The organism is Methylomonas subterranea, from assembly GCF_024505185.1.
In the GTDB taxonomy this organism is placed as follows: Bacteria; Pseudomonadota; Gammaproteobacteria; order Methylococcales; family Methylomonadaceae; genus Methylomonas; species Methylomonas subterranea.
This window is the reverse complement of the sequence record NZ_JANIBJ010000004.1, coordinates 155,949-167,827: the sequence shown is the minus strand read 5'-3', so window position 1 is coordinate 167,827 and position 11,879 is coordinate 155,949. Positions and strand designations below refer to the sequence as shown.

The following is an 11,879-nucleotide window of genomic DNA, read 5'->3' as shown; positions in this document are numbered from 1 at the left end:
CCACGATGGTTTGCCCCGCATAGTCGGGATGGTGCGCAAAACGCATGGCCGCCGCAAGCGCCGCGCCGCTGGAAATGCCGGCCAGAATCCCCTCTTCCCGGGCCAAACGGCGCGCGTAAGAAATGGCTTCTTCATCCGTCACTTGCTCGATGACGTCGACCAAGCCCAAGTCCAGGTTTTCCGGTAAAAACCCGGCGCCGATACCCTGAATGGCGTGCGGCGCCGGTTCCGGCGGCAGACCCGCGCGCAGCCGGCTCAATACCGGGCTGGCGGCGGGTTCGACGGCTACCGTTAAAAGTTTGTGCTGGCGGTGCTGCTTTAGGTAGCGGGCAACACCGGTCAGCGTGCCGCCGGTGCCGACCCCAGCGACGAAAATATCGACTATACCGTCGGTATCGCGCCAAATTTCCGGACCGGTGGTCTGCTGGTGAATGGCGGGATTGGCCGGATTCTTGAATTGTTCCAGCAACAGGTAGCGCTGGGGATCGCTGGCCGCTATGGCCGTTGCCCGGTCGACGGCACCGCGCATGCCCAGGCTGGCGTCTGTCAGCACCAGCTTGGCGCCGTAGGCCCGCAGCAAGGTTTGGCGTTCCCGGCTCATGTTGTCCGGCATGGTCAAGGTGATGGACAGGCCGCGGGCGGCGGCCATGGCGGCCAAGGCAATCCCGGAGTTGCCGCTGGTCGCTTCCACCAGTTCGGTCCCGGTACCGATCAAACCTCGTTGTTCCGCGTCCCAAATCAACGCAGCCCCCACCCGGCATTTAACCGAATAGGACGGATTACGGCTTTCCAGCTTGGCCAACACAGTTGCCTTGCAATACTGGGTGATGCCGTGCAGGCGCACCAACGGGGTGTTGCCTATGGTTTGAGAGTTATCCGCATGCCACATAAGGCCCTGCCTTGAAAAAGAGTGGACAAAAAAATCCCGCCGGTCAGGCGGGAAAGGCTCCGAGGTGGAGGGGAGAGCAACAATAAATCGGCAAGTTTGCTAATGACATTTCCCCGAGGCAAAAAGTTTAACCGGAGTTTTTAATTAGGCTATAACCGACCGAATCTCAATCACATACCGCATTGAGCCGGTACGCTGAAGCTGCCGAAATGATGCGGCGCTCCGGGCATCAGCGTATTGCGGCACAGCGGCTTGGGCTGCCTGTTCCAAGCCGTCGCCGGCGCCGGTCGCCCCAAGTAATGCCCTTGCAATAATTTAGCACCGGCATCGAGTGCGATATCGAGCTGAATTTCATTCTCCACGCCTTGGATGACGGTCTGCGCGCCAAAGGCGTGAATCACTTCCATCAGTCTCGGCAAGGCCCGGCGGAATTTGGTATCTTTTTGCGCCTGCCTGATGATGCCGAGATCGAATTTGACGAAATGGGGCGACAGTTTCCATAATCTGTCCAGATTGGAATGTTTGCCGCCGAAGCCGACGATGGCAATTTTGTAGCCTCGGTCGCGATAGTTATCGACCGCATCCCTCAAGGCAGCGGCGGCAGCCATTTCGCTCTCATTGATTTCGATCACGACTTCCCGGGTGGGCAGAGAATTTCGGTGCAGGATTTGCTCGAATATCTTGCCATGGCAGGTGACGCCGCTTAATAACCCGGGATGTACATGCAAAAACAGCAAGCCCTTTTTCTCCGGCAGTGTCAAATAGTTTAAGACGTGCAGGGTTCTGGCCACCCGATCCAGTTGAACCAATTTGCCTTGGCTTTCCGCGATACTGAAAGCAAAGCCGGGCGTGACCGCCTCTATGCCGGTTGAAGGCCGCAACTGGGCCTCGTAGCCCAGCAAGCCTTCCGTCCTACTGGTATCGAAAATGGGTTGAAACTCGCTACGCAGACGCAAACCGATAAAGCGGCTCGACACTTCGTCCCGTTCGATTTCGATTCTGAAATCGTCCAAATTAAGGTAGAGCACCTGCTCCAACTCTGCCTTGAGGGTTTCTATCGTATCTTTGATCATTTCTCGTTCCTGGAAAACCTGTTACGACTGAGAGGATACAGAAACCGATCAAGCCTATAAATCGATATTATCTGATTTTAATATCTCGTATTTGCATATAGCGATTTTCGCAAGATCGAACACCTGTCTGGAAATAAATCAGTGAAAGATTTAACGCGTTTGACACGCCTAACTGCTATATTATAGGAAAAACAACTATTCCCCACTTCCCCCGTTATGACAATTGAGAGAAAAACACACATTAGCGCCCAAGTAGGCGAATATGCCATCCCGCCGTTAAAAGACATGTTGGTTTTGGGGTTACAAGCGCCGATCGGTTGTATAGCCATGCGCAGGGCAATCGAACTGTTGGTCAAAGCGCCTTACGAACACATCGAAATTGAAGACGATATTATTTCGGATATTTTAGTCCGACAACACTTATTGAGGCGCGTATCCCGGGATAACTTGATCGATTTTGTTTTGTCGCATGTAAAACCCCTAATGGGGCCCGACGAGGTTATGCACGCTGAAATAGATATTAAAGTGTTTCTTGCGGCCGGCAATTAATAATGAATCGCTTGACTGTTCGCGATTGCTTGTGGTCAGACGTTGTGCGCGTGCTGGAAGAAGAGCGGCCCGAGGCGGTATCGGCGCTGTCAGTGTTTGCCATATTTAGAGAATCCGTGGAAACCGGTATTTTTTGCGGACTCGCTACAGAGATCGACATCATTCAGCATCCTAACTGGATTTTTGCCGATCTCGCCGAACACCGGGAATATCACTGCGTCTCTCCCGATATCAGCGTGGGTCGCGCGCTTAGAATCATGAACCAGCATGGACTTAATGTTTTGCCGGTGCTTGAGCGGCAGTCATTCGAAGGTGTTGTGACTCAGCACAGTATTCTGAATATGTTGTTGCAACGGGAGCGTGCCTTACGAAAAAAAGCCCGCATATTAAATAAACTGCTGGCGGATGAACATAAGCAGGTTGTCTCCTGGTCTACCAGGTTGGCCAAATTACACGAAGCCTCGCGCAGCTTGCTCACGGTATTGGCGCATACCTCTATTCAAAGCGATCTGTTGCAAATGGGCGTTGAATCGCTTTCCAAGCTATTAGAGGCCCGATATGGCGCCATCGGCATACTCGATGAGTCGGGAGGCCTGCAACATTTCGTTTTTACCGGTATTGGCCCCGAGCTAGCGGAACGTATCGGACCATTTCCGCAAGGCAAGGGGCTTTTGGGTCTGGTTATCCAGGAAAATGTCTCGCTCAGACTGGATGACATGAGCACACATCCGCAAAGCGCCGGTTTTCCGCCGCATCATCCGCTTATGAAAACCCTCCTGGCGGTACCGATTGCTCATCGTGACCGTGTATACGGACGTATCTATCTCAGCGACAAAGAGAACGGAGAGCCATTCAACCAACAGGACGAAGACTTGGCCTTGAGCTTTGCGCACTCCCTATCGCTGGTATTGGACAATGCCCGTGAAATAGAGGAAGTTAAACTAGCTCGCCAATCCCTGGATTATATGGCGCATTTCGACCATTTAACGGGCCTTCCCAATAGAACTCTACTGAAGGATAGAGTCGATCAGGCCATTTACCATGCTCACCGGAATCGACGCATGATCGGTGTGCTGTTTCTTGATCTGGATAATTTCAAGTTAGTAAACGATACCCTCGGTCACACTTGCGGTGATCAATTGTTGAAATGCGTCGCCCGGCGCATTTCGGATTGCTTGCGCGAGGGGGACACTGCCGTTCGTCTGGGCGGCGATGAGTTTATTGTGTTGCTCCCCGATCTTACCGACACCCAGGATGCCGCCAAGGTAGCCAGTAAAGTATTGGAGTCTTTACAGCCCCCGTTCGCTATTGACCGGCATGAGGTTTATGTCAGCGCCAGTATCGGTATCAGCATATATCCTCACAATGCCAATAACATGGAAGAGCTTTTATCTAGTGCAGACGGCTCTATGTATTACGCCAAGAAATTGGGAAAAAACAATTATCAATTCTTTACGCCGGAAATGAACGGTTCGGCCCAAACGTATATAAAACTGGAAAAACATTTGCGACGGGCCTTGGAGCAAGATGAATTCATGCTGCATTATCAGCCTCAGGTCGATGTCAAAACCGGGACGATCATCGGGATGGAGGCTTTAATTCGCTGGATAAGTCCAGAATTGGGCATGGTCAGCCCGGCGGATTTTATTCCGTTGGCGGAAGACACCGGCTTAATCGTACCTATTGGCGCCTGGGTATTGAAAACCGCTTGCTTGCAAGCCCGGTCTTGGCAAAAAATAGGCCGCCCGACCAGGGTTGCGGTAAATTTGTCGAGTCGTCAATTTCATCCAGTGCAAACTCAACAAGGTAGCCAGCATCCACTTTTAAACGCCGTGCTGAATGCCCTGGATGAAGCGGATTTATCGCCCGAGCTACTCGAACTGGAGATAACCGAGAGCATACTGATGCAACATCTCGATTCGACGATGGAGTTGCTTAACACCCTAAAAAACATAGGTGTTCGCTTGTCTATCGATGATTTTGGCACCGGATATTCTTCGCTCAGTTACCTTAAGCGTTTTCCCATCGATATCCTTAAGATCGACAAATCGTTCGTCAATGACATTACAACCGACCCTAGTGATAAGGCAATCGTCGCAGCCATTACCGCAATGGCTAAGCAACTAAACCTCGAAGTAGTGGCTGAAGGTGTTGAAACCCTGGCGCAACTCGACTTTTTGTGCGAGCTACAATGTGACTTTGTGCAGGGTTACTACTTTAGCAAGCCGCTGTCGCCGGATGAGGTAATGACTGTTCAGCGGCAAGGAATACTTGTCGGTTGAAAATAACCCCGCCAAGTAAGACCACGTTAGATTGAATATTTTTTGCTGGAGGACGTTACGGTTTTGCCGTCCCGCCGGCCAAGCAAAATTTCTGAGAAGCCAACCTTCGCCGGTATTAATGACATGCAACCTTGGTTACAAAACAGAAATTGATTCTTGACGACTTTACCCTATAAGCTAAGCCCGACTGTATACCTCCATTCCATGCCCATTAGTGCGGGGGTTCGTCGATAATGCTGGCACTGGCCCGCTCTTTTGCTTTATCTTTATCGGGCATTTTCACGTACGCCGCCGCGCCGGGTGTCGGACTGGTTAAGTGTTACAAACCCAACGAAACAAGTGATTTTAAAGACCTTATCAATTGACGAAGCCAGCATGAAAACACTACTGCAGAACCATGAGCGGGAAATCGAGAAACTCATAGCGACCCGTATAGCCCAGGCCAAGGAAATCTGGCGGGAGGATACGCGCAGACTGGAACAGGCGATTGCGGACTCCGCCGTTCGCGAGAACGCACTAACAGCCGAAAACAGCGACTTGAAACAGAAATTAAAGGAAGCCCGCTCCTACAAGGACTATTACTCAAAGCTGCTGGACGAGGCAAAGGCAATCGAGCTGGAACTGCATAGAAAGTGCGCCGACTACCACGTCAGACAACAGGAGCTCGAGGAGGCATTGGCACAATCGCAACCCGGCTTTCAGACCGGCAATAACAGCGATGGCCGCGCGGCCAAGGTTGATCTGATCAGGCTGGATAATCAGATACATGCGGCCAGGGCCGAATTGACCCGATTGCAAAAGGAAATCGAATTGGCCAATTCGGCCTTGGTTTAGCGGCCCTGGCGGTTAAAAGCCATTGCGGGGACGCTTCGGCGATACAAAAAACAGCGCTGCCTCCGTTCAGGTAGAATCTGGCGAATTTAAACCTTGCCCGAAACATGTCCCATTCAACTTATTTCAACCCGACCTGCCGATCTTGCCCGCGGCTGGCCGAATTCCTAGACGACGTTAAACATAAATATCCCACCTATCACGCCCTGCCCGTGGCTCCCTTCGGCGATCCGGCCGCCCGTTTTTTGATCGTCGGCCTGGCGCCCGGTATGCATGGCGCCAATGCCAGCGGCCGGCCGTTTACCGGCGATTACGCCGGCCTGTTGTTGTATCAAGCCTTGTACGATTTCGGTTTCAGCAATCAACTGGAGTCGACCGCGTTAAACGACTGCTTGCAACTGAGCAATTGCCGCATTACCAACGCGGTAAAATGCCTGCCGCCGCAAAACAAACCCACCGGCGAAGAAATCAAGCAGTGCAATTCCTATCTGGCGGCGGAAATCAAGACGCTACCGAACCAGTCGGTGATTTTGGCCCTGGGTAATATTGCCCATCAGGCCGTGTTGCGCGCCTACGGTCTGAAAGTCACGGCCGCCAAATTCGGACATCATCGATTCTACGACCTGCCGGACGGCAACAAACTGGTCAGTTCCTACCATTGCAGTCGCTACAACGTGCAGACCAAGCGGCTGAGCATGCAGATGCTGGCGGCGGTATTTGCCGATATCCGGCAGTTGCTGGACGCATAACCTTGAACAGCGCGGCATCCACGGCAGACTTTGACGTCAAGGCCTTTTTAAAAACACTGACCCAGCGTCCAGGCATTTATAAGATGTTGAATGCCCAGGGCGAAATCATTTACATCGGTAAGGCCAAGAACCTGAAAAACCGGGTATCCAGCTATTTCCGCGGTAGCGCGGCATCGCCGAAACAATCGGCCATGGTGGCTAAAGTACGCGCTATCGAGGTCACGGTCACCCATACCGAAGGCGAAGCGCTGTTGCTGGAAAGCCAGCTGATCAAACGCCATAAGCCGCGTTACAACATCAGCCTGCGCGACGATAAGTCCTATCCCTATGTATTCATCTCCACCGGTCACGATTTCCCGCAATTGTCCTACCATCGCGGCGCCAAAAAACGCAAGGGCCGTTATTTCGGCCCATACCCCAGCGCCAGCGCGGTCAAGGAAACCCTCAAGCTGCTGCAAAAAATCTTTCCGGTGCGCCAGTGCGAGGACTCCTATTACAACGCCCGCTCCCGCCCCTGCCTGCAGCATCAGATCGAGCGTTGCAGCGCGCCCTGCGTCGGCTTGATCGGCAAGCAGGATTACCAAAACGATGTCGACAACACCATCTTGTTTCTGGAGGGCCAGGGCGGCCAATTGGTCGATCGTCTGGTGCAAAAAATGGAAACCGCCGCCGGCGCACTGGAATTCGAACAGGCCGCCGCTTTCCGGGATCAGATTCAACGCTTGCGGGCGGTATTGGAACAGCATGCCGTCGAGGGCGAGAAAGGCGATGTCGACATCCTTGCTTGCGCGGCCAAGGCCGATCTGGCTTGCGTGCAGGTTTTTTTTATCCGCGGCGGCCAGAATCTGGGCAACCGGCAGTTTTTCCCGAAAATCGTCGACGAAAACGACCCGGGTATTATCCTGCAGGCCTTCATCAGTCAATATTATCTGGATAAAACCGTCCCGCATGAATTGATCGTCAGCCATCCGGTTCCGGAAACAACCCTGCTGATCGAGGTATTGAGCAACCAAGCCAAACGCAATGTGGCGATCAGCCACAACGTAAGGGGCGAGCGGCAGAAATGGCTGCAAATGGCTATCACCAACGCCGATAGCGCCTTACGGGCCAAACTAGCAGACAAGCAGGGCTTGTACGCGCGCTTCCTCAGTTTGCAACAGGAGTTTCATTGCTCGGAGGTGCCGAAACGGCTGGAGTGCTTCGACATCAGCCACACCCAGGGCGAGCATACCGTGGCCTCCTGCGTGGTGTTCGACCGCGAGGGCCCGGTCAAATCGGACTATCGGCGCTTCAATATCGAAGGTGTAACCGGCGGAGACGATTACGCGGCCATTCAGCAGGCGGTATTCCGCCGCTTCAAACGCCTGAAACAGGGCGAACATCCGGCACCCGATATCTTGTTGATAGACGGCGGCAAGGGCCAGGTCGCGGCGGCGCAAAAGGCATTGGCGGAATTGGAGATAAACAATGTTATGATAGTTGGCGTTTCCAAGGGACCGGATCGAAAGGCAGGCATGGAAAAAATCATATTGCCGAATCAGGATCAGCCGTTGGATGTCTCGCCCGGCGCCAGCGCCCTGCTGTTGATCCAGCATATTCGCGATGAAGCGCACCGGTTTGCCATTACCGGACACCGGCAGCGCCGCGGCAAAGCCAGACAACATTCGGCATTGGAAGATATTGCCGGATTGGGGCCGAAAAGACGGCAACAACTGTTAAAGCAATTTGGCGGTTTGCAAGGCGTTGCCAATGCCGGTATCGATGCCTTGGCCAGTATCGACGGGATCAGCCGGCAGCTGGCGCAACGAATTTACGATACATTCCACCACCAAGATGGCAGTTAAATTTAATTTACCCACATATCTGACATTTTTACGCATTGGCATGATCCCCTTGCTGGCCATTGTGTTTTATCTGCCATGGGAATACAGCCGCGTTGTCAGTACCGGTATTTTTTTATTTGCCGGTTTTACCGACTGGCTGGACGGCTATTTGGCCCGAAAATTAAATCTGGAAACCGCCTTCGGGGCTTTTTTGGATCCGGTGGCCGACAAATTGATGGTTGCCTTTGTGCTGGTTTTGGTGGTCCAGGCCGAGGCCAATCCTTATCTGGCCATTGCGGCGGCGGTGATTATCGGCCGGGAAATCACTATCGCCTCTCTGCGGGAATGGATGGCGGAGATCGGCCAACGCGCCAAGGTCAAAGTCTCGCAGTTGGGAAAATGGAAAACCACCGCGCAAATGGCGGCCATCAGTTTGCTGCTCTACCGGGACGAGTTACTCGGCCTGCCCATTAATGATTTGGGTTACTGGCTGTTATACTTGTCGGCGGTATTAACGTTATGGTCCATGGTCAATTATTTGATTGCCGCCTTCGAAACCATTAAACAATAATAATAACCGCAGCTTCATACTGCGCAAACCAGAGAGTCAAACAGCAGGTAAAGCTGTAAATAAAAGCATGGAACAAGAAATAATAGAACCCGAAATTGAAGTCATTCCACCCAAAAGCTTGAGTCAAGACGAAGTTTTACAGGCTTCCTTGAAACTTTTCGCCCAAAAAGGTTATGCCAATACCTCCTTAACCGACATCAAAGATGCGGTGGGCTTAAAAACCACCAGCGGCGTGTATCAGTACTTCAAAACCAAGCAGGCCATTGCCGAAACGCTACGCGAAAATATCCTGGATAGTCTGAGCATTTCCATAGACGATATTCGCCGCAGAAACCGCAAAGCCTCCGAACAATTACGCGAGATTGTCGATCTGTTGTTTAAGTTGACCGATGAAGCCCCTGAAATCATTCGCTTTTTACTGTTCGTAAAAACGGAGGATTTCCTGCCGAACGCAGTGCCCTTGATGGATAGCGCGGCCTTCAACAAGATCAAGCGCATCATTCAAAACGGCATCAAGGAAGGCGAAATTAAAAACATCGACTACCTTTTGGCTTACTGTTATTTTTTTGGCATTATCAATCAATCCTTATTGATGGTCTTGGATGGCGTTCTGCCGAAGTCGGCCGACAGCTATCAGTCGCAAGCCTGGCTGGCTGCCTGGGGTTGTATAGCCAAAAAATAATGTACATCTTTTTGCATACGGACAAAACAGGAGCGGTACAACTATGCTAGGTAACATCAAAATCGGCATGATAGGCTTGGGTTATGTGGGCTTGCCCCTGGCGGTGGAGTTTGGACAAAAATACCCTACCGTCGGCTTTGACATCAATCAACATCGCATATCCGAGCTGCAAGCCGGCAACGACCATACCCTGGAGGTCAGCTCGGCCGAATTGGCCCAAGCCACCCACCTGACGTACAGTTCGCAATTGCAAGATTTGGCTGAATGCAATTTTTATATTGTCACCGTGCCAACCCCCATCAACGAACATAAGCAACCGGATTTGACTCCGCTGCAAAAAGCCAGCGAAACGCTGGGAAAAGTCATCAAGGCCGGCGACATCGTCATTTACGAATCCACCGTCTATCCCGGCGCTACCGAAGAGGTCTGCGTACCTATTCTGGAAAAAGTCTCCGGCTTGACATTCAACCGGGATTTCTTTGTCGGTTACAGCCCGGAGCGGATCAATCCCGGCGACAAACAACATCGGGTGACCAATATTTTAAAAGTGACTTCCGGCTCGACCCCGGAAATCGCCGAAAAAGTCGACCAACTCTACAAAAGCATCATCGTGGCCGGCACTCACAAGGCCAGCAGTATCAAAGTGGCCGAAGCAGCCAAGGTCATCGAAAACACCCAACGCGACGTCAATATCGCCCTGATCAACGAACTGGCCTTGATTTTCAACAAACTGGGCATAGATACCGAGGAAATATTGTTGGCGGCCGGCACCAAATGGAATTTCCTGCCGTTTCGTCCCGGCTTGGTCGGCGGCCATTGCATAGGCGTGGACCCCTATTACCTGACCCATAAAGCCCAGGCCATCGGTTATAACCCGGAAGTGATTCTATCCGGCCGCCGCATCAACGACAGCATGGGCGCTTACGTGGTGTCTCAATTGATCAAGCTGATGCTGAAAAAGCGCATCCAGGTGCAGGACGCCAAGGTGTTGCTGCTGGGCCTGACCTTCAAGGAAAACTGCCCGGACATCCGCAACACCCGCGTGGTGGATATCGTGGCGGAACTGAAAACCTATGGCGTCAACGTCGACGTCTACGACCCCTGGGTCAACGGCGACGAAGCCTTCCACGAATACGGCATACGCCCCATCCCGCAACCCGGCAAAGACAAGTACGATGCCATCGTTCTGGCTGTGGCCCACGAGGAGTTCAAGGAAATGCCGATAGCCGAAATTAGGGCATTGGGCAAGCCTCAGTCGATCATTTACGATTTGAAATACTTGTTCCCCGCCGAACTTACCGACGCGAGACTGTAACGAATGAAAATAATGGTCACCGGCACCGCCGGCTTCATCGGCAATCACCTGGCGCTACGCTTGCTGGAGCGTGGCGACGAAGTCATCGGCATCGACAATTTGAACGACTATTATGATGTCAATTTGAAGATAGACCGCTTGGCGCGTATCAAGGACCACGCCGCGTTCACCGATGTACGACTGGATATCGCCGATCGGGCCGGAATGGAGGCGTTGTTTAAAAAACATCAACCGCAAAAAGTCGTCAATCTGGCCGCGCAGGCCGGCGTGCGCTATTCCCTGGAAAATCCGCATGCCTATATAGACAGTAACATCCTCGGCTTCATCAATATTCTGGAAGGTTGCCGGCATAACCGGGTGGAACATTTGGTGTACGCCTCCAGCAGTTCGGTGTACGGCGCCAACGAATCCATGCCGTTTTCGGTTCACGACAACGTCGACCACCCGTTAAGCCTTTACGCCGCCTCGAAAAAAGCCAATGAACTGATGGCGCATACCTACAGCAACCTGTATCAATTGCCCACCACCGGTCTGCGCTTTTTTACGGTCTACGGCCCATGGGGCAGACCGGACATGGCTTTGTTCCTGTTTACCAAGGCCATCCTGGAGGGCAAACCGATCGATGTATTCAATTACGGCAAGCACCGACGCGATTTTACCTACGTCGACGACATCGTCGAAGGCGTGATCAGAACCCTGGACCATACGGCTCAAGGCAACCCGGACTGGAGCGGTGCAAAGCCGGATCCCGGCACCAGCAAGGCGCCATGGCGGGTATACAACATCGGCAATCAGAATCCCGTCGAACTGTTGTCTTATATCGAAACTCTGGAACGCTTTCTAGGCAAAACGGCGGAAAAAAACCTGCTGCCCTTGCAACCCGGCGATGTACCGGACACTTATGCGGATGTGGAAGCGCTGGTGACCGATGTCGGTTACAAACCCGGCACCACAATCGAAACCGGCATAGAACGCTTCGTGACTTGGTATAGAGACTACTACCGGCAGTAATGCCTCAACGTACCGTCAGCTTATAGACCTGTTCTTGCGGCCCCCCGCGTCAAAATAGTTGTCGCCATTCGTCTATGCGGGCCAGCGGTTGGCCGTCCTGGTAG

The 11,879-nt window shown here is 52.6% G+C and carries 11 protein-coding genes; 9 read left to right on the top strand and 2 right to left on the bottom strand.

What is annotated here, in order from left to right:
- Positions 1-889 (bottom strand): cysteine synthase A (gene cysK / locus NP590_RS03630; RefSeq protein ID WP_256600865.1); only part of this gene is annotated, 889 nt, incomplete at its 3' end.
- A gap of 170 nt (positions 890-1,059) precedes the next feature.
- The gene (locus tag NP590_RS03625; RefSeq protein WP_256600864.1) at positions 1,060-1,962 is read right to left on the bottom strand and encodes an EAL domain-containing protein; all 903 of its coding nucleotides are present in this window, start codon (positions 1,960-1,962) and stop codon (positions 1,060-1,062) included.
- 216 nt (positions 1,963-2,178) lie between these two features.
- On the opposite strand from NP590_RS03625, the gene NP590_RS03620 reads away from it, so the two are divergent.
- From NP590_RS03620 to NP590_RS03580, 9 genes are all read left to right on the top strand, one after another.
- Entirely contained in the window at positions 2,179-2,511 is a 333-nt protein-coding gene (locus tag NP590_RS03620) for a hypothetical protein (protein WP_256600862.1), read from the top strand.
- 2 nt (positions 2,512-2,513) lie between these two features.
- Complete coding sequence (locus NP590_RS03615; RefSeq protein WP_256600861.1) at positions 2,514-4,793, top strand: EAL domain-containing protein; 2,280 nt, start codon at positions 2,514-2,516, stop codon at positions 4,791-4,793.
- Positions 4,794-5,168: 375 nt separating this feature from the next.
- The gene (locus NP590_RS03610) at positions 5,169-5,627 is read left to right on the top strand and encodes a hypothetical protein (protein ID WP_256600860.1); all 459 of its coding nucleotides are present in this window, start codon (positions 5,169-5,171) and stop codon (positions 5,625-5,627) included.
- 104 nt (positions 5,628-5,731) lie between these two features.
- Positions 5,732-6,373, top strand: coding sequence for a uracil-DNA glycosylase (locus tag NP590_RS03605; protein WP_256600859.1), 642 nt, complete (start codon positions 5,732-5,734; stop codon positions 6,371-6,373).
- A 2-nt stretch (positions 6,374-6,375) separates the two neighbouring features.
- On the top strand, positions 6,376-8,217 hold the full coding sequence (gene uvrC / locus NP590_RS03600) for an excinuclease ABC subunit UvrC (protein ID WP_256600858.1): 1,842 nt from the start codon (positions 6,376-6,378) through the stop codon (positions 8,215-8,217).
- Positions 8,207-8,767 carry a CDP-diacylglycerol--glycerol-3-phosphate 3-phosphatidyltransferase gene (gene pgsA, locus NP590_RS03595; RefSeq protein WP_256600855.1) on the top strand — a complete coding sequence of 187 codons (561 nt, stop codon included), beginning with the start codon at positions 8,207-8,209 and terminating at the stop codon, positions 8,765-8,767. Before uvrC ends, pgsA begins: the two co-directional genes overlap by 11 nt.
- Before the next feature lie 67 nt (positions 8,768-8,834).
- Positions 8,835-9,449 carry a TetR/AcrR family transcriptional regulator gene (locus tag NP590_RS03590; RefSeq protein WP_256600854.1) on the top strand — a complete coding sequence of 205 codons (615 nt, stop codon included), beginning with the start codon at positions 8,835-8,837 and terminating at the stop codon, positions 9,447-9,449.
- A 43-nt stretch (positions 9,450-9,492) separates the two neighbouring features.
- Complete coding sequence (tviB, locus tag NP590_RS03585; protein WP_256600853.1) at positions 9,493-10,764, top strand: Vi polysaccharide biosynthesis UDP-N-acetylglucosamine C-6 dehydrogenase TviB; 1,272 nt, start codon at positions 9,493-9,495, stop codon at positions 10,762-10,764.
- 3 nt (positions 10,765-10,767) lie between these two features.
- Complete coding sequence (locus tag NP590_RS03580) at positions 10,768-11,775, top strand: NAD-dependent epimerase (protein ID WP_256600852.1); 1,008 nt, start codon at positions 10,768-10,770, stop codon at positions 11,773-11,775.
- Positions 11,776-11,879 lie beyond the last annotated feature (104 nt).